19 protein-coding genes are annotated in these 18,896 nt (G+C 43.9%); 7 read left to right on the plus strand and 12 right to left on the minus strand.

Features of this window, described 5'->3' with window-relative positions:
• Positions 1-72: 72 nt before the first annotated feature.
• From KIH41_RS00495 to panC, 5 genes are all read right to left on the minus strand, one after another.
• Positions 73-1,212 (minus strand): acyl-CoA dehydrogenase, encoded by a 1,140-nt coding sequence (locus tag KIH41_RS00495; RefSeq protein WP_213946227.1) that lies wholly within the window; start codon positions 1,210-1,212, stop codon positions 73-75.
• Between the two features lie 97 nt (positions 1,213-1,309).
• A complete protein-coding gene (locus tag KIH41_RS00500; RefSeq protein WP_214161141.1) occupies positions 1,310-2,002 on the minus strand; it encodes a zinc metallopeptidase in 693 nt (230 codons plus the stop codon).
• 42 nt (positions 2,003-2,044) lie between these two features.
• On the minus strand, positions 2,045-3,049 hold the full coding sequence (locus KIH41_RS00505; RefSeq protein WP_214161142.1) for a lysylphosphatidylglycerol synthase transmembrane domain-containing protein: 1,005 nt from the start codon (positions 3,047-3,049) through the stop codon (positions 2,045-2,047).
• A 3-nt stretch (positions 3,050-3,052) separates the two neighbouring features.
• A complete protein-coding gene (gene panD / locus KIH41_RS00510) occupies positions 3,053-3,397 on the minus strand; it encodes an aspartate 1-decarboxylase (protein WP_213946230.1) in 345 nt (114 codons plus the stop codon).
• A 21-nt stretch (positions 3,398-3,418) separates the two neighbouring features.
• Entirely contained in the window at positions 3,419-4,267 is an 849-nt protein-coding gene (panC, locus tag KIH41_RS00515; protein ID WP_213946231.1) for a pantoate--beta-alanine ligase, read from the minus strand.
• A 128-nt stretch (positions 4,268-4,395) separates the two neighbouring features.
• Here panC and KIH41_RS00520 point away from each other — a divergent pair, with 128 nt between their 5' ends.
• From KIH41_RS00520 to glmS, 3 genes are read left to right on the plus strand one after another with little or no spacing between them, the layout of a single operon-like run.
• Entirely contained in the window at positions 4,396-5,211 is an 816-nt protein-coding gene (locus KIH41_RS00520) for a glycogen/starch synthase (RefSeq protein ID WP_213946232.1), read from the plus strand.
• Entirely contained in the window at positions 5,135-6,562 is a 1,428-nt protein-coding gene (locus tag KIH41_RS00525; protein ID WP_214161143.1) for a DUF4270 family protein, read from the plus strand. Before KIH41_RS00520 ends, KIH41_RS00525 begins: the two co-directional genes overlap by 77 nt.
• A gap of 27 nt (positions 6,563-6,589) precedes the next feature.
• A complete protein-coding gene (gene glmS / locus KIH41_RS00530) occupies positions 6,590-8,431 on the plus strand; it encodes a glutamine--fructose-6-phosphate transaminase (isomerizing) (RefSeq protein ID WP_213946234.1) in 1,842 nt (613 codons plus the stop codon).
• A 56-nt stretch (positions 8,432-8,487) separates the two neighbouring features.
• Here the strand turns inward: glmS and KIH41_RS00535 are convergent, their stop codons facing one another.
• Positions 8,488-10,179, minus strand: coding sequence for a CoA-disulfide reductase (locus KIH41_RS00535; RefSeq protein WP_214161144.1), 1,692 nt, complete (start codon positions 10,177-10,179; stop codon positions 8,488-8,490).
• A gap of 169 nt (positions 10,180-10,348) precedes the next feature.
• Here KIH41_RS00535 and KIH41_RS00540 point away from each other — a divergent pair, with 169 nt between their 5' ends.
• Positions 10,349-11,152: a sulfite exporter TauE/SafE family protein gene (locus KIH41_RS00540; protein ID WP_213946236.1), complete on the plus strand. Its 804-nt coding sequence runs from the start codon at positions 10,349-10,351 to the stop codon at positions 11,150-11,152.
• A 91-nt stretch (positions 11,153-11,243) separates the two neighbouring features.
• On the opposite strand, the gene prmA is transcribed toward KIH41_RS00540, so the two are convergent.
• Both prmA and tpiA read right to left on the minus strand, forming a co-directional pair.
• Positions 11,244-12,077 carry a 50S ribosomal protein L11 methyltransferase gene (gene prmA, locus KIH41_RS00545; RefSeq protein WP_213946237.1) on the minus strand — a complete coding sequence of 278 codons (834 nt, stop codon included), beginning with the start codon at positions 12,075-12,077 and terminating at the stop codon, positions 11,244-11,246.
• On the minus strand, positions 12,077-12,838 hold the full coding sequence (gene tpiA / locus KIH41_RS00550) for a triose-phosphate isomerase (protein ID WP_214161145.1): 762 nt from the start codon (positions 12,836-12,838) through the stop codon (positions 12,077-12,079). Before tpiA ends, prmA begins: the two co-directional genes overlap by 1 nt.
• A gap of 57 nt (positions 12,839-12,895) precedes the next feature.
• Here tpiA and KIH41_RS00555 point away from each other — a divergent pair, with 57 nt between their 5' ends.
• From KIH41_RS00555 to KIH41_RS00565, 3 genes are read left to right on the plus strand one after another with little or no spacing between them, the layout of a single operon-like run.
• Entirely contained in the window at positions 12,896-13,393 is a 498-nt protein-coding gene (locus KIH41_RS00555) for a regulatory protein RecX (RefSeq protein ID WP_213946239.1), read from the plus strand.
• Positions 13,394-13,453: 60 nt separating this feature from the next.
• Entirely contained in the window at positions 13,454-13,690 is a 237-nt protein-coding gene (locus tag KIH41_RS00560) for a DUF2281 domain-containing protein (RefSeq protein WP_213946240.1), read from the plus strand.
• Positions 13,677-13,886: a type II toxin-antitoxin system PemK/MazF family toxin gene (locus KIH41_RS00565; protein ID WP_246538874.1), complete on the plus strand. Its 210-nt coding sequence runs from the start codon at positions 13,677-13,679 to the stop codon at positions 13,884-13,886. The genes KIH41_RS00560 and KIH41_RS00565 overlap by 14 nt, the downstream gene beginning before the upstream one ends.
• Positions 13,887-14,026: 140 nt before the next feature.
• Here the strand turns inward: KIH41_RS00565 and KIH41_RS00570 are convergent, their stop codons facing one another.
• From KIH41_RS00570 to KIH41_RS00585, 4 genes are all read right to left on the minus strand, one after another.
• Positions 14,027-14,659, minus strand: coding sequence for an AlbA family DNA-binding domain-containing protein (locus KIH41_RS00570; protein ID WP_213946242.1), 633 nt, complete (start codon positions 14,657-14,659; stop codon positions 14,027-14,029).
• 7 nt (positions 14,660-14,666) lie between these two features.
• On the minus strand, positions 14,667-15,101 hold the full coding sequence (locus KIH41_RS00575; RefSeq protein ID WP_214161146.1) for a hypothetical protein: 435 nt from the start codon (positions 15,099-15,101) through the stop codon (positions 14,667-14,669).
• Between the two features lie 45 nt (positions 15,102-15,146).
• Complete coding sequence (gene uvrB / locus KIH41_RS00580) at positions 15,147-17,186, minus strand: excinuclease ABC subunit UvrB (RefSeq protein ID WP_317194898.1); 2,040 nt, start codon at positions 17,184-17,186, stop codon at positions 15,147-15,149.
• A gap of 268 nt (positions 17,187-17,454) precedes the next feature.
• A complete protein-coding gene (locus KIH41_RS00585; protein ID WP_317194899.1) occupies positions 17,455-18,747 on the minus strand; it encodes a lipoprotein N-acyltransferase Lnb domain-containing protein in 1,293 nt (430 codons plus the stop codon).
• Positions 18,748-18,896 lie beyond the last annotated feature (149 nt).

The following is an 18,896-nucleotide window of genomic DNA, read 5'->3' on the forward strand; positions in this document are numbered from 1 at the left end:
AATATTAACAAAAAAAATTGAATTATGGCATATTTAGTAATATTTATGCCATAATTCTGTGATTGAGATTAATTATCTTAAAAGGGATCGAGATATAACTATTTTTTGAATTTCTGAAGTTCCCTCATAAATCTGGGTGATTTTGGCATCCCTCATCAACCTTTCCACGTGGTATTCTTTTACGTATCCGTAGCCGCCGTGCACCTGTACGGCTTCCACCGTCACTTCCATGGCTACCTTCGAAGCGTAAAGTTTTGCCATGGCGCTGGCCTGGCTGTAATCCATGCCTTGATCTTTCATCCAAGCTGCTTTGAGGCAGAGTAATCTGGCCGCCTCAATTTCCGTTGCCATGTCGGCAAGTTTGAACTGGATGGCCTGATGCTGGGAAATGGGTTTTCCGAATGCCTTTCTTTCCTTGCTATAGGCCAGGGCCAACTCATATGCGCCGGAAGCTATGCCCAATGCCTGTGCGGCAATGCCTAATCTCCCGCCATTTAGCGTTTCCATGGCAAAGGTAAAGCCGAAGCCCTCTTCACCGATTCTGTTGGCAGCAGGTACTTTGGTGTCATTAAACATCAGGGAGTGGGTGTCCGATCCTCTGATGCCCAGCTTGTCTTCTTTTTTGCCAACCACAAAGCCTTCTGAATCGCGCTCTACAATGAAAGCCGAAATGCCTTTGTGCCCTTTGCTGGGGTCAGTTTGGGCGATTACAAGGTAAATGCTGGCAGTGTTGCCATTTGTAATCCAGTTTTTGGTTCCGTTTAGGATATAATGGTCACCTGATCTTTCCGCGGTGGTTCTTTGGCTGGTGGCGTCAGATCCTGCCTCAGGTTCGGAAAGACAGAAGGCTCCGATTTTTTCCCCAGCCGCCAATGGCTTTAAGTATTTCTCCTTTTGCTCCTCAGTTCCATATTTCTCCAGACCCCAGCAGACTAGGGAATTGTTGACAGACATACACACAGAAGCAGATGCATCAATTTTTGAAATTTCCTCCATGGCAAGCACATAGGACACCGTGTCCATGCCTCCACCATTATATTTCGGGTCTACCATCATGCCGAGAAAACCAAGTTCTCCCATTTGCTTTACCTGCTCTGCAGGAAATTTTGCTTCAGTATCCCTATCTATGACTCCGGGTAAAAGTTCAGCCTTTGCAAATTCTCTGGCTGCGTCTCTTACAGCAATTTGCTCCTCTGTTAATTCAAAATTCATCGTCTAAAATTAGTTGGATTTTTTCAAGGGTGGAATATACACTAAAAAAAGAAAAGGGACAATGACTTGTCCCTTTTCAGCAAATTAAAATTATTTTTTAGTCCCTGTTGCCAAAGAAGATGTAGGCATAATAGGCCAGGGTGGCCAAAGAGGCCATTGCGGCGACCACGTAGGTCATGGCGGCCCATTTCAAGGCGTCCTTTGACATGGCGTATTCGGAAGTGGTCACGATGTTTCGCTGCTTCACCCAAGCTAGGGCTCGGTTGCTGGCATCAAATTCCACCGGCAATGTTACCAGAGAAAACAGGGTGATGATACCATAGGCACCTACCACGACCACGCCCACGGCCTCATAAGGCAAGCCAAAGATGGCTATACCCCCGAATAGGGCGGCAATAAGAACAAAGTTCAAGATTTTCCCACTCACGTTTTGGATAGGCACCAAAGTGGATCTCAACTGCAGCCAGCTATAAGCCGTGGCATGTTGCACAGCATGGCCACATTCGTGGGCCGATACCGCTGTTGCGGCAGCGTTTCTTCCATAATAAACGTCAGGGCTAAGGTTTACCGATCTGTTCTCAGGGTTGTAGTGGTCAGAAAGCTGGCCCTCTACACAGTTGACTCTTACGTCAGAAATGCCGTGGTCGGCAAGCATAAGTTCAGCGATTTCCTTTCCGGATAGGTTGGCCTGAAGGGAAGTCTGGCTGTATTTTTTAAACTTGCTCTTCAACCTGTTGCTCACAACATAGCCAAGAATGGCAAAACCTACTACGATAACAATTAACAACATACTTGTGTCTTTATATTTTTTGTTAAACTCTAAATTACTACGCTAAGGGGCGGTTTGTGGTTGCTTTGAATTTGTTAATTTAACCAAAACCCCCATGCTCACCAAGCCTACTGCCATAACGGTCAAAACCTGGGAGCTATGTACGATGACGGCAAAGATTTTTCCTTCTTCCTCCGTCAATCCATAGGTCATCAAAATGAAGGCCACCAGGGCGTGGAAGGTCCCAATGCCCCCTTGTACGGGTGCAATCATGCCAATACTTCCCATTACCATGACCATCAGTACCGAGGTGGCAGTCAAATTGGCAGTGCTTGGTATGGCAATTGCCACAAGATACATCATCAGGAAATATATGATCCAGATGAGTACAGAGCTGCCCCAGAATCCGACCTGGTTGTCCACTTTTCTCACGCTTTTCAGCCCAGTAAGAATGTCCCTGACGAAATGCTGCCCTTTTTGAATGATGGAACTGTCCCGGTATTTTTTCAGCAGGCCATAGATAATTAATATTGTGACCACCACTGCGCCAATCACTATCGGCAAGGCGCCCAGAAAGGTGCTTTTGAGTGCCTCTAGGGAAACCAGTTCTCCGATAAGATTAAGGAATGTCCCGCTTTCGGCCACAAAGGCCAAGGCAATCACCATCATCATAAAAACCAGATCGACGGTTCTTTCCAAGATCACGGTGCCCAGGAGATTTCCCATTTGCAGGTTATCAGTTTTTTTCAGATAGCCACATCGGGCTACTTCTCCTGCTCTAGGCACCAAGAGGTTTGCCAGGTAGCCGCCCATCAGTCCCCAAAAGGTTCTCAGAGTCGTTGGGGGGTTTTCAGAGCTGGTTTTGATCAGCAGGCGCCATCTCCAGGCGCGGAGCCAATAGCCCAGCAACGAAACGGCCACCGAAAGCAATATATAAAAAATGGACGCCTGCTGAAGCGCATTCCTCAGGCTGTCCATTTTTATGTCTTTATATAGGTACCAGAATATCCAGATGGCCACCAAGAGCGACACGGTTACCTGGATCCACTGTTTTGCGGTTAATCTCAATGTTTATAGCTGGTTATTGTCGTCGGGGAATACGACCACTGGCTTGTATTGCTTGGCGGCTTCGATTTCCATGCCAGCATAGCTGATGATGATCACAATATCGCCTACCTGTGCTTTTCTCGCCGCAGGACCGTTAAGGCATACCTGCCCGCTACCTCTTTCGCCTTTGATCACGTAAGTTTCCAGGCGCTCGCCATTGTTGATGTTGACAATCTGTACTTTCTCGTTTTCGATCAGGTTGGCCGCATCCATCAAGTCCTCATCAATGGTGATGCTTCCTACATAGTGAAGTTCGGCTTGCGTGATCTTGACCCGGTGGATCTTTGACTTTAATACTTGGATATGCATGATTTGAAATTTGGCGCGAAGTTAATCAATTATTAATAAGTTGTCTATGAGTCTGACTTCTTTGATAAAGGCAGCGGTACAGATGGCGAAGGTTTCTCCCGTTGTGATGGCGGTCACCTTTTCCATGGTGTCGGCTTTCACTAGTTCGAAGTACTCCAGTCTGGCCTTTGGTTCGTCCAAAAACCTTCTAGTGACCTTTTCCTTGGTCTCAAACCAATCCCTACCGGCTAAAAGTTCATCCTTTGCAAAAGTTAAACATCTATATAGAATAGTAGCTACCAGGCGGTCACGGTCATCCAGTCGGATGTTGCGGGAAGACATGGCCAGACCATCCTTTTCCCGCATGGTGTCCACAGTTATGATCTCCACACCAAAGGACAGGTCATTGACCAGACGTTTGATTACCGCCACCTGCTGCAGGTCTTTTTGGCCGAAATAGGCATGATCGGGTTGGATGATGTGAAAGAGTTTGGATACCACGATTCCCACGCCGTTGAAATGGCCAGGACGGAATTCGCCTTCCAGTACTTTTTCCAGGTCGGCAAAGTCAAATTTCAGACGGGTTTCAGAAGGGTACATTTCCCCGTCGTCGGGAAGAAAGACAAAATCTACCCCGTTATCTTCCAGTAGTTTAAGGTCTTTTTCCACCGGACGCGGATATTTTTCCAAGTCCTTGGGATTGTTGAATTGGGTGGGATTGACGTAAATGGAGGAAATTGTAATATCCGAATTAGATTTGGATTTTTCCACTAATGACAGGTGGCCCTCATGTAAGGCGCCCATGGTGGGAACTAATCCTATGGTTTTTCCTTCTTTTCTATATGGAGCCAGGGCTGATTTGACCTCTGATCTTGTCCGCAGAATTTTCAATGCTTCTCGCTTTTGGAATTACAAAATAGGGGCAAAACTATGTTATTCCGGATAAAAACCATGGATTTTAGCAATTTTTTTTGTAAGTTTGTAGTCCCGTAATATCCCTCAATAAAAAATAACAAGATATGTCTAAACTTCGTATTCTCTACGTAGCCAGTGAAATCAACCCATTCCTTCAAACTTCAGAAGTTGCCAACTTCGTAAGAGCTTTGCCTCAGGCAATGCAGGAAAAAGGGATGGAAATCCGTATTCTTGTTCCAAGATTTGGTTTGATAAACGAAAGAAAGAACAGGTTGCACGAGGTAGTGAGACTTTCAGGAATCAACATTTCTGTGGGTGATGAAGAGAAGCCGCTGATCATTAAGGTAGCTTCTATTCCAAATGCCAAACTTCAGGTCTACTTTATAGACAATGAAGACTATTTCCAAAGAAAGAGCGTTTTCCATGACAAGCAGGAAAACTTCTATGAAGACAATGATGAAAGAGCCATCTTCTTTTGCAAAGGCGTCATAGAAACGGTAAAGAAACTAGGATGGGCCCCGGATATTGTACACTGCAATGACTGGATGACGAGCCTTATTCCTATGTACTTGAAAACGACTTACAAGAACGAGCCATTATTTAAAGGAACAAAATCCGTCTTCGCTATTTATAATAACGAATTTAACCATAAATTTGGGGACGATTTATTTGAAAAGGTGAAAATGGTCGATATCGACGATTCTATTTTGGCTCCTCTCAAATCCAAAGATTTCGAGGGATTTATCAAAATGGGCATGGAATACGCCGATGTCATCGTGCAAGGAGATGGGATGTCAGAACATCTTCACCAATTAATTGAAAATTGCCCTAAAGACAAAAAGTGTGAGATTAACAACAGCGAAGAAAAAGAACAAGTGTTCGAAAGTTATTACAACATCTATACTGAACTGGCCGGCTAAATTAGCCTCAGTTCTTTCCATTTCATTGTTTCTGGCCAGCTCCTGCGCCGATCCTTCGGATATCGGCCTGGAATTGGATCCGGAAAACAACCAGATAGGGGTTTTCTACGCAGAAATACCCCTTTCTGCTTCTATGGTTTTACTAGATTCTTTTAATACCACAAATTCAAATGTTTTAATGGCAGGTGGTGATATTGATCCGTTTTTTGGAACAACTGAATCTATAGGTTTTAGCAGAGTCAATTATGGCCCTTATAATAGAAGTTTATCAGCCGAGGACAGGCCGAGTGCGACCTCAGTCTTGGATTCCGCAAAATTTCAGTTTTCTATTACTAACCAGTTAACTGCAAATTCTTTTGAGGAAAGCAAAACTTTAACAGTCCATAGGTTGCTTGAACCAATAAACGATATTACATATTTTAATACTGATAAATTGCAATATGATGAAAATCCAATTGCAGTAGGATCGTTTAAATTTGAGGCAGGTAGGGATACTATCGTGAGAACGAATTTAGATGGTAATCTTGCGAATGATTTTTTTAACAGACTTAGATCAAATGATCCTATATTTAATGATATTTTCGCTTTCAGAGAATACTTCCCTGGAATTGCATTAAAGGGAAATGTTGAAGAACAGGCTGGGATTCCAGTAAGTGCTTTGAATACTGGAATGGTTTTTTATTATAGAAATGAAGGAGATACTGTTTCAAGAATGTTTTTAATCAGTACTGCTGAATCAAGGAGTTTCAACCACATCAATAATGACAGAACTGGCACACCTCTTGAGTCCATTCAACAGGCTGGGTCAGCTTACGATGTAGGTGATTTAGTTGGTCTTAAAGCGAATACAGGTTTGGTAATGAAGATTAACACAGAGCCGTTGGGAAACTTCTTGGATACTGTTCAGAATGCGGTGTTTAATAGAGTTAGTTTAGAAATGGGTCCAATTGAAACTCTTCCAGTCGGGTTTCGTCCTTATAGTAATCTTTTTATTTATTTTGCAAGAAATAATAATGGTTACTTTTCAAATCCAGAATATAAAAGAGTAGAAAGGGACCCAGTTCCAAATCAACAAAACCCATTACCAGCAACTCTTGCCTATTTAGCGGATTCCGAAATTTATAGTGAGTCGATAACATCATATGTGAATAGTCTTTATAGGTCGGCACAAGATAATGAGGATTTTATTATTCATCCTGATAATCCAGATCTTCAGGTGGGGTCTAATCAGACTCTTTCTTCTGTAAATTCACAACCTGGTTTGGCATTAAACTTTAAAGAGTCGCTAAGACAGCTTGTTATTAATCAAAATTCAATTAAGATTAAAGTATATTATTCAACGACGAGATAAAGTAAATTTTTATATAATAGATTATTTATGTGTGGAATTGTAGCGTATGTAGGTGAGCAGGATGCGTTGCCTATCATTATCAAAGGACTAAAAAGGCTAGAGTACAGAGGTTATGACAGTGCGGGAGTAGCACTTTTGAATGATAATGGGCTAAGTGTTTACAAAAAGAAGGGGAAAGTTTCCGAGCTGGAAAATTCTTTGCTTGACAACCCTCATTTGAATTCAAAAATCGGTATCGGACACACCCGTTGGGCCACCCATGGCGAGCCCAATGATGCCAATGCCCACCCTCACTATTCCTCTACGGAAAGCTTTGCCATGATCCACAACGGGATCATCGAAAACTATGAGGTTTTAAAAACTGACCTTCTTAACAAAGGATATAAGTTTCACAGTGAAACCGATTCTGAGGTTTTCATCAACTTCATCGAGGATATTCAGAAACACAATGACTGTACCCTTGAGGAAGCCGTAAGATTGGCTCTTCACAAGGTCGTAGGTGCTTATGCGATTGTTATCATGAGCAAAGATGAGCCTGACACGTTGATCGCCGCCAGAAAGGGTTCTCCTTTGGTGATCGGTGTGGGTGAAAATGAATATTTCCTTGCCTCTGATGCCACTCCAATCATTGAATATACCAATCAGGTTGTTTATTTGGATGATTATGAAATCGCCGTGATCCGCAACAACAAGCTGCAGATCAAAACCATCGAAAACGTAGAGACAAACCCGTATATCAACCAGCTTGAAATGGAATTGGAAGCTATCGAAAAAGGTGGTTACGAGCATTTCATGTTAAAAGAAATCAACGAGCAGCCGAGATCCATCGCTGACTGTATGAGAGGTAGATTGGATGCCCAAAACGGCAGGTTGATCGTAGGAGGTCTAAGAGATTATATCAACAAGTTCCAGAACGCCGACAGGATCATCATTACCGCTTGCGGTACCTCATGGCATGCTGGCTTGGTGGCTGAATACCTATTTGAGGAATTTGCCCGTATCCCGGTGGAAGTAGAGTATGCATCTGAATTCCGATACAGAAATCCTGTAATCAACGAAGGTGATTTCGTAATCGCGATTTCCCAATCTGGAGAAACCGCCGATACCTTGGCAGCAATCGAACTGGCAAAATCCAAGGGAGCGACCATCTTTGGTGTTTGTAATGTGGTAGGTTCTTCCATTGCAAGAGCTACTCACGCGGGTTCCTATACCCACGCAGGTCCTGAAATCGGAGTGGCCTCTACCAAGGCTTTTACCGCTCAGATCTCTGTGTTGACCATGATGGCTCTTATGTTGGGATATCAAAGGGGTACCCTTTCCGAGACCAAATACATCCAGCTTCTTAGCGAGCTAGAGGCCATCCCTGCAAAGGTGGAGAAGGCTTTGAAGCTTAACGAACAGATTGAGAAAATATCTGAACAGTATAAAGATGCCAGAAACTTCCTTTATTTGGGAAGAGGGTATAATTTCCCTGTTGCCCTGGAAGGTGCTTTGAAACTAAAAGAAATTTCTTATATTCATGCTGAAGGATATCCAGCTGCAGAGATGAAGCACGGACCGATTGCCTTGATCGATGAGGAAATGCCGGTGGTATTCATCGCAACCAAAGATAGCTCTTACGAAAAAGTTGTCAGCAACATTCAGGAAGTGAAGGCTAGAAAAGGTAAAATCATTGCAGTAGTGACAGAAGGAGATACATCAGTGAAGGCCATGGCTGACCACGTGATCGAAATCCCACATGCACATGAAGCTTTGGTACCGTTAATTTCGGTAGTGCCGTTGCAGTTGCTTTCTTACCACATTGCTGTGATGAGAGGTTGTAATGTGGATCAGCCAAGAAACTTGGCCAAATCCGTAACTGTAGAATAAGTACAAGAATAAACCATATAAAAAGCCGCAGAAGAAATTCTACGGCTTTTGTGATTTCAGACTAGTTCCAAAGCGTCTGAAGGCTTTAATTTTTCCAGTTGCTTTTTGGCCATTTGGTAGGTTTTAAATCCGCCATCCAGGTTTGTAACATTGAAGCCCAATTGGCTAAGGGTTCTAAATGCCAAGTAGCCGCGTAACCCTGCGTGACAATAGATATGGATGGTTTTATCCTTGGGGAGTTCATTTTGGCGCTCTCTGATGTCATCTACAGGGATATGATATGCACCTTTGATCATCCCAGACTCCACTTCAGCCTTTTCCCTAACATCCAGGAAATACTTCCCTTTTTTAACAAATCTGTCGACTTCATGCCACTGATATGTCTTCAAGTTTTCTTCCAACATGTTGCTGGATACGTAGCCCAGCATATTCACGGGATCTTTTGCGGAAGAGTAGGGTGGGGCATAGGCCAGCTCAAGCTCCGGAAGGTCATATACACTCAGGCCCCCTTTGATGGCGGTAGCCAAAACATCAATCCTTTTGTCAACACCTACCTCACCAACGCCTTGGGCACCATAAACAGAGCCATCTTGTGAAGAGAACAATATCTTTAAAGCCATTGGCTTTGCTCCAGGATAGTAGGCTGCATGGGAATTGGGATGGATATGGGCGGTCAGGTAGGGCTTTCCAAGTCTTTGCAGTACTTTTTCATTGTTGCCCGTTGTGGCGCCGGTGAAGTCGAACACCTTGGCAATGGCCGTTCCCAATGTTCCCCTATAGCTGGTTTTCTTGCCTAAAATACTATCCGCCACTATCCGTCCCTGTCTATTGGCCGGCCAAGCCAGGGGGACAAAACAGTCCTGACCGCTCACAAAGTCTTTCACCTCGATGGCATCACCTACAGCGTAAATATCTGCATCAGAGGTTTGCAGAAATTCATTAACAGCGATGGTTTTTCTGTTTCCCAAGGCCAAGCCCGCGGTTTCGGCGAGGTTGGATTCTGGCTGTACCCCAGCGGAAAGTAAGATCAAATCAGTTTCCAGGGTTTTACCGCTCTTTAGCAAAAGCATTTCCCCCTGTCCAATCACTTCTTCCACACTGTCGTCTAGAAAAAGTTTTACACCTTTACTTTCGATATGATCCTGCAGAATGGCTGCCATTTCAAAATCAAGGGCTTCCATGACTTGCCTTGACCTTTCTACCAGGCTGACTTGAACGCCAAGTTCATGCAGGTTTTCGGCCATCTCCAGCCCAATAAAACCTCCTCCGATTACAGTCGCATGCTTTGGATTATGCATATTGATATAAGATTTAATTTTATCCGTATCGGGAATGTTTCTCAGGGTAAATGTGGATGGTGCTTTATCAAGGCCTTTAATAGTTGGTACAAATGGTTTCGCTCCAGGAGAAAGGATCAGCTTATCGTAGTTTTCCTCGTATATTTCATCCGATCCTAATTTTTTTACTGTGACGGTTTTTCTTTCCCGGTTGATGGCAACGACCTCACTTCTTGTGCGGATATCCATGTTGAACTTTTTGGACATCTTTTCGGGAGTTTGGAGCAAAAGCTTATCTCTTTCCTCAATAGTGCCTCCAATGTAATAGGGAAGGCCACAATTGGCGAAGGAAATGTGCTCCCCACGCTCAAATAGCACAATTTCAACTTGTTCGCTCAGCCTTCTCAGTCTTGCCGCTGCAGTTGCTCCTCCGGCAACGCCTCCTATGATTACTACTTTTTTTGTATTCATTAGTTAAAGAATTTTGCCTTGAATTTTAATAAGATAAAACTGTCTGAATAAAACCGAATAGAATATGATAATTATCACATTTTGACAAAATGTTTATTTTGTAACCGAGGTCACATTTTGGAAAAAATATTGATTGTATTTTTGTGGCTTCGTAAAAAAACCAGCAGGAATGGATTTGTTAACAATATTGGGTTATTTATCGGCATTGGTTATTGGTATCAGCTTGGGCTTGATTGGCGGGGGAGGGTCTATCCTTACCGTGCCGGCCATGGTGTATATGCTGAGTGTAAGTCCGGTGTTGGCTACTGCCTACAGTTTGTTTGTGGTGGGGGTCACCTCTCTGGCGGGGTCATTTTCCTTTATGAAAAAAGGATTGGTCAATTATAAGACAGCGGCAGTTTTTGCCACGCCATCCTTTTTGGCCGTTTTTCTTACCCGGAAATTTTTGGTGCCCTCCATTCCTGAGGAAATATTTTCCGTGGGGGATTGGGTGCTAACAAAAGATATTGCAATCATGGTGTTTTTTGCACTCATCATGCTCGCGGCATCATTTTCCATGATCAAGAACAACAAAAGGTCTTTGGAGAAAAAATCGGGTGAGATCAAGTTCAACTTTCCCCTGATTGCGGCAGAAGGAGCGGTAGTTGGTGTGCTGACCGGTCTGGTGGGTGCAGGAGGGGGATTTCTAATCATTCCTGCTTTGGTGCTTTTGGCCAATTTGCCCATGAAAATGGCTGTGGGTACCTCCTTGTTGATCATTGCCGTGAAATCCCTAATAGGCTTCCTCGGCGATGTGGCCACCCAAGAGATCGACTGGGTATTCCTAGGAGGCTTTACAGCCTTGTCCCTGGTGGGGATATTTGTGGGCAGCTACCTTTCCAGCAAAATCGACGGAAGCCATCTGAAGAAAGGATTCGGGTATTTTGTGTTGATAATGGCCGTGTATATCTTGGTGAAAGAGATGTTGTTTTGAGTAAAATAAAAACCGCAGAGACTCAGGGAAGAGTTTTTTTGATTATCTCTGAGACCTCTGGTTCTCCGCGGTTATTAAATTTTTATCTATTTTACCCTTTCTTTTCAAAAACCAAAGCCGTCCACTTATCCTTCACTTTTTGATCCAGCTTTTGGAAGCCCAGGCTGTTTGCTTTTGCTTCGATGTCTTCCACATCATGGTCATAAAAACCACTGAGTAAAAGATGCCCCGCAGGTTTAACCAAGGTTTCGTAAACCTCCATCTCATCCAGCAGCACATTTTTGTTGATGTTGGCCAAAACGATATCAAATTGACCTTGGGGATTGACTTCCCTTACGGTGCCCAGTCCCATACGGACATTGCTCATTCCGTTGAGGTCAAAATTTTCATTGCCATTTTCAACGCACCAGTCGTCAATATCAAAGGCCTGCACCTCTTTGGCGCCCAGCTTATTGGCCATGATGGCTAAAATCCCTGTCCCAGAACCAATGTCAATCACACTCTTGCCTTTGTGGTCAAGATTCAGCTGGTGGGTCAGCATCAGAAAGGTGGTGGCGTGGTGGCCCGTCCCAAAGGACATCTTGGGATTGATCAGGATATCATGGGTCACTCCCGGCTTGGGGGCATGAAAGGAAGCCCTTACAAACACTTCATCGCCTACTTCGATGGGATCATAATTCTTCTCCCATTCGGTATTCCAGTTGACTTTCTCCATCTTTCCTTCCACCACAGCTATTTCTGCTACCTGTGTATACCTTTCGATCACCTCCTCAAAGGAGCTGCGGTCGAAATTATTCTCCTCGGCGTAGGCCTCAAATCCTGCCTCGTTTTCCAAAAAGGAATCAAAACCCACCTCGGCAAGTTCTGCAATAAGGATTTCAGCAAACTCAGGCTTGCAGGAGATTTTAAATTCTAAGTATTCCATCAGAAAGATTTGATGATATCCATAAAGTCACGGGATTTCAGGGAAGCTCCCCCAATTAATCCCCCGTCGACATCCGGCTTGGAGAAAATTTCCTGGGCGTTGTCCGGCTTACAGCTTCCGCCATAAAGAATGGAAATCCCATCTGCGATCTCTTGGCCATATTTGTTGGCAAGATGCGTTCTGATGGCAGCATGCATTTCCTGTGCTTGGTCGGATGAAGCTGTTTTGCCCGTACCGATGGCCCAGATAGGTTCATAAGCGATGACCAATTTTGAAATATCCTCCGGGGAAAGATCAAAAAGGCTTTCTGTCAACTGCTGGGTGACGAAACCCTCATGGGAGCCGTTTTCTCTGATATCCAAAGATTCCCCGCAACAGAAAATAGGAGTAAGGCCGTTTTGCAGAGCCTGCTTTACTTTATTGGCCAAAAGATCGTTTCCTTCGCTGCAAAATTCCCTTCTTTCGCTATGTCCGATGATCACATATTTGACTCCAAAAGAATTTAATATCTTGGCGGAAACCTGGCCGGTATAGGCGCCAGACTCCTGGTCAGAACAGTCCTGGGCACCCACAAAAAGGTTTGAAATCTCTCCAACAAGCTTTTTGACACTTGGGATGTGGACAAATGGCGGGTTGAGGATGACGGTTACATCTTTGGAACGCTCATCTTTTATCATGTTGACGATCTCAGAAGTCAGCTTTTGCCCCTCATCAAAGGTGCAGTTCATCTTCCAATTGCCTGCTACTATTTTTTTTCTCATGTTTGTATGGTTTATCGGTTTGATCTCCCTAAATTTTAAAAGGTTAAAAATACGCAAATGTCTTTCCAAAGAAAAGATTATGCTGAATCTAAAGCTCAAAAAAAGCTGACCCCTTCACAGGCCAAGGTGAAGATCGGGGCGTACTGTGCCTATCAGGAACGCTGCCAGCAGGAGGTAAGGGATAAGCTCTATTCCTATGGCCTACATTCGGATGAGGTGGAGGAGCTGATAAGTTTTTTGATCACGGAAGGCTTTTTGAATGAAGAAAGGTTCGCCCAGGCTTTTGTGGGCGGGAAATTCAGGATCAAGAAGTGGGGGAGAAACAAAATTCTACAGGAACTCAAGCTCCGCAAAATCAGTCCGAATTGTATTAAGGCGGGTATGAAGGAAATTGATCCGGAGGAATATTGGGGTACTTTGAAAGGGGTTTTTGAAAAGAAATGGGATAGCTTGAAGGATAAGGACAATTATATCAAACGCCAAAAAGTGATGAAATATCTCTTATCTAGGGGATTTGAAATGGATTTGGTACAAGATGTTATGAGGGAATCTTAGGCATGGTAGCTGAAAAAATACGAGGAATTTTGATTATTTTTAAAAGATAATCCAAGCAATATGAAAAGAGAGCAATTAATCGAAAATACGATCGAAAAGATTTCCAAACTACCAGATCATAAGGTGAAAGAGGTTTCGGACTTTGCTGAGTTTCTTTTGAACAAACTTGAAAATAAAAATCTTACCAAAGGAATTGAAAGCTTGGCTTCAAATTCTTCAACCTTTAGCTTTTTAGAAGAAGAGGAAGAGCTTTATTCAATCAAAGATTTGAAAGAAGTTTATAATGACAAAAGGTGATATTGTATTGATCCCGTTTCCTTTTACAGATTTAACAGGCTCAAAAAATAGACCGGCCCTTGTATTAATCAATTCTGAAGAGGATATCACTGTTGCATTTATCACTACCCAGTTTTGGAAAGAACAATCAATTGTCACTGTTGAGCCTTCTCCACTTAACGCCCTTAAAAAAACCTCTTTTATTCGATTAAATTAGCTAACTACCATCAGCAAGGATTTAGTAATTGGTAAATTAGGTGAATTATCAGCAGAAGAAATAAAGGAAATAAATGAAGGTTTGAAAAGTATATTGAAATTGGATTAAAGCCAATCTAAATAGATTAAGTACAATTGCCATTATTTTAAAACGTACAAATCCTCCCCTTCCTGCGGAATAATTTCCAGCACATTGGCCAGAACCATCCTCACTAATATCCTTGAGGCAGCAAACCTAGGTAGCTTTGCCAATTTGGCAAATTGCTTCAAAGTGATGGATTCCTGTTCTTTCAGGGCCTTCATCAGCACGTCCTCCTTTTCTCCATACTGAAAAAACACATCCTGCTCCTTTTTTTGCTTTTTTAGGATTTCCCAGACTTCCCTACTTGCCTGCACACTCCTATCCTTCACGCGGATAAATGATCGCCGTTTTTTTTCTTCCAGGAAATAATGGGGGCGGGAGGGGCTTTTCTCAAACTTAAACACAGCCACTCCCTTCTTTGCATTGATGGGCAGGATGAATTTTTCGTAAAAGAGCTTGGGCTTGACCGACTCCGATATGGTTTTGTCCAATAAAAAAACGTCCTCATCAACATACCGCTGCCCGCTCACGGTGCCGTCATCATCTACACCTATGAGCAGGTAGCCGCCCTCCGTATTGGCCAAGGCAATTACTTCCTTGATGATCTTATCAGGATGGGCCACTTTTTTCTTGAACTCGATATGTAAACCTTCACCTTGCTTGGCAAGGTTGGCCACCTCCTGAAGAGTCATGGTGCTTTTAATTTAATAAGATGCTAAAGCCTGCCCGCAGCCCAGCCGTGCCCGTGACGGCATAATAATCCACTATACCTTCCAGTCGAAATCTGTACCCTACATTATGGCTATATCCCGCACCCAAGGCCAAATCACTCTGACTGCCCAGCAAACCGCGCACCCGAACAAAAAACGGATCTACAAAATAAACCCGTGAGCCTAAAGAAACCTGGTTTGGGCCAGCCGAATTAATTTCATACCCACCTGATAAACTTAGGAAATATCGCACAAAATAATGGCCTTCAAAGCCTGCTTGATAACGTTGAAACACACCGGGAACATCGGTCCTGATGATGTCCCCCCCACCGGCAAACATGATAGTTCCCTCTCCCTGCTGGGCGTTGACTTCGGATAAGAAAATAAATACAAGTGTAAAAGATAGCAGAATGTACTTTTTCATCTAAATAAGTTTTGGTCAATAAAGTTTCTAGTGAGAATCTATTCTCTAAATTGTATTCCTATTCATCTCTTCATGCCGCTTTTTCAGCCCCTGCCATTCATCCCTTAACCTAGCGGCTTCCATAAAGTTTAATTCCTTAGCAGCCTTTTCCATCAATTTTTGGGTCTGATTGATGAGTTTTTCGAGTTTTTCTTTGCTCAAATACTGCACCACCGGATCTGCTGCAACGGACTGCTCCACGCTGATCTCCCCATCATATATCTTGCTTCCTTTCTTGCTGTCGGCGACTTTGGTGGACCCCATGATCTTCTCACGGGATTTGATTACCGTCTTAGGAGTTATGCCGTGTTCTTCATTGTAGGCCATTTGGGCTGCCCTTCTTCTATTGGTTTCATCAATGGCTACTTGCATGGAGTCAGTGGTTTTGTCTGCATACATAATCACACGCCCGTTCTCATTTCGAGCTGCACGGCCAATGGTCTGTACCAAACTCCTTTCATTTCTCAAGAAGCCTTCTTTATCCGCATCCAAAATTGCCACCAATGAAACCTCTGGTAGGTCAAGTCCTTCTCTAAGCAAGTTTACGCCTACCAATACATCAAACACACCCAGTCTCAATTCGCGAAGAATTTCCACCCTATCCAATGGTTTTACCTCGGAGTGGATATACCTGGCTTTGACCCCCGCTCTTTCCAAAAATTTGTTCAGCTCCTCCGCCATCCGCTTGGTTAAGGTGGTCACCAAAACACGGTCACCCGCTTTTATGGTTTGGTCGATTTCTTCCAGCAGGTCATCAATCTGGTTGCCACTTGGCCTTACATCGATGACTGGGTCAAGAAGGCCGGTAGGACGAATAATTTGTTCCACCACCTCACCCTCTGTTTGGGCAAGCTCATAATCTGCGGGGGTGGCACTGACATAAATTACCTGATTGGTCAGGGCTTCAAATTCATCGAATTTGAGCGGTCGGTTGTCCATAGCAGATGGAAGCCTGAATCCGTAATCCACTAGATTTACCTTTCTGGCCCTGTCACCTCCCCACATGGCGCGTACTTGAGGCACGGTCACATGGCTCTCATCTATTACCATCAGATAATCATCTGGGAAATAATCCAAAAGGCAGAAGGGCCTCGTTCCCGGAAGTCTCCGGTCAAAATATCGGGAGTAGTTTTCCACCCCTGAACAGTAACCCAGTTCCCTTATCATTTCCAGGTCAAATTCTGTCCTTTCTTTTAATCTTTTGGCCTCCATCAGCTTCATGTCCTTTTCAAAAAAAGCTACCTGACTCACCAGATCGTCTTGGATTTCATGTATGGCTACATCAATCACGTCCCTACCTGTAACAAAAAGGTTGGCCGGGAATATGGAAATGATGTTTTCGTCCGCTATTTTTTTACCCGACTGGGGATCGATACGTTGAATGCTCTCGATTTCATCTCCCCAAAAATAGATCCTGTAGGCAAAATCCGCATAGGCCACAAAAATGTCCACAGTGTCGCCTTTTACCCTAAAAGTACCGTGGGTAAATTCCGCATTAGTCCTGCTATAGAGAATGTCCACCAACTTGTATAAAAACTGGTTTCTAGGAATCCGGTCACCAACCTGCATGCGGATCACGTTCTTTCCAAACTCCTCCGGATTTCCGATACCATAAATGCAGGAGACAGAAGCCACCACGATCACATCCCTTCTGCCCGAAAGCAGCGCAGAAGTGGCACTCAATCTTAACTTTTCAATCTCCTCGTTGATGCTTAGGTCCTTTTCAATGTAGGTCCCACTAGTGGGAATAAAGGCCTCGGGCTGATAATAATCGTAATAGGATATGAAATATTCCACCGCATTGTCTGGGAAAAACTGCTTAAATTCCCCATAAAGCTGGGCCGCAAGGGTTTTGTTATGGCTGAGTACCAAGGTGGGTTTCTGTACATTCTGAATCACATTGGCAACGGTGAAAGTCTTTCCTGACCCGGTCACCCCCAGCAATACCTGGGCACGTTCCCCTGTATTGACGGATTCAGTAAGTTTTTTTATGGCCACAGGTTGGTCCCCTGTAGGCACATAGTCAGAAGTAATCTTAAAATTCATAGTCAGCCTCTCAATTTATAGTGCCCAGTAACCCCAAGCTAGATAAAGAATGCTTTTTCGATCAAATTTGTTCTATAATGCTAAACAACCGCAGAGAACCAGAGAACCAAAGGAGAAATTTCACCGCAAAGTTCGCTGAGGGGCGCAAAGGGTGAGCCGGTACATCTAAAATTTATTTAACATTTTCTTCAAGGATTTTAATGTTTTTTCAACGAAGAAGTAAACTCTGCGAATCCCTGTCTTCAACTAAAAGAAATCCTCTCATTTCTCACCCCCGCACCCTCTCTGCGGTTTTATTGAACCTCAGCCTCTCTAGGTTGTAATACAAATAGTTGCTCCTCAAAATAATGATCAGCAGAATAGGGATAATGCTGGAATGGAAATCCTGGAAACCCAGGATCCAAAACACCAAAGTCAAATTCGCCAAAAGCATGGCAAAAAACAAATATTGCTTGACCCATGCCGCTGGGGTTTTCATGGTCAGCCCATAAAGAAGCACCAAATGTGCCGGAAAAGCCCAAAGGATATTCCAGTTGTAGACGGTGGTGGTGTGCTCGGTGAAAAACCATAGAAAGGTAATCACTACCCCGATAAGGCCTAAAACTGCAAACAACGCCACATCCGCTCCTGCGAAAAGCCTATGTTTTTTGTAACCAACATAAGTCAATAAAATAAAGCCTATCGCCACGAGCCAAAACACCAAGTGCGGGTTGAACACCTCATTTTCTTGGTCTACCAATGGATAATCCAAAACGATCCGGGCCGGTTGGGCCAAAAGGCGGCTTGGGCCGTCGCCCACAATTTCAGCTCTGGCAAAAGCGGCCTCCATATAATCCGGCAAGAACTGTTTTTCCCTCTCCGAAGCCTCCTGGTCAATCACACTCCCCAAAGCCAGGTCAATTCCGAAATCTGCCCAGGGTAGCCGGTAGACATATTCAAAAATCAAGTCTCTAAAGGTTTTGGCCTCTTCTTCCACAGGTTCGTTCCAATCCAAGTTCCTTCCCAACACTGCCTCCATGATATCCCTGATCCTTGTGGAACAGTTGTCATAAAAGAAGTCGTAGCGGTAATAGATGTTTTCAGGCCTTGCATTTTCATTGAGCAGAGCCACCGTCCGCTCCACCTGCTCGGGAGACAAATTCAGCACCTGTTCGCGCACGCCACGTTCGAAATAGCGGTAATGGTATAGGAACTGCTCAAATGTGCTAAGGCTTAGAAAGTAGTCCAACCTTCCCTGGGTGAATTTCAGGTAGAAATTGGGGTCGTCAAAATCGAAAGTCCCCCAATTGAAGACCAGGTCTTTGCCCGTCTCCATATCCAGCACCCGGAGGGCGCTATGGCCAAAGGAACTGTACAGCTCCTCACCTGGGTCACAGGTCAGTAAACTAATCTGGTAGCGATGGGTTTGGGCGCTTGACAGTAAGGGGGTTAGGGTAAAAAAAAGTATGAGAACTATTGCATTAAGAATCGTTTTTTGGTTATCTTGTACATACTTTTTTTCAGTAACAGGAGTAACTTTTTGAGTAGCGTACCGCGTAATTTTTTCCCTAATCTTTTTCACACTTTTATGAGCTTGCTTGACTTGTTTTCACAACGAAAATACAGGATAATCCTTGTATTACTGTTTAATCTTGCAATTAACGCAAAATATTGCCCAGCCCAAAACCTGAACAGTTTCCGGTCGGCTCGGACAGGTAATTTTGATGCCTT

Source organism: Litoribacter ruber, assembly GCF_018500185.1.
In the GTDB taxonomy this organism is placed as follows: Bacteria; Bacteroidota; Bacteroidia; order Cytophagales; family Cyclobacteriaceae; genus Litoribacter; species Litoribacter ruber.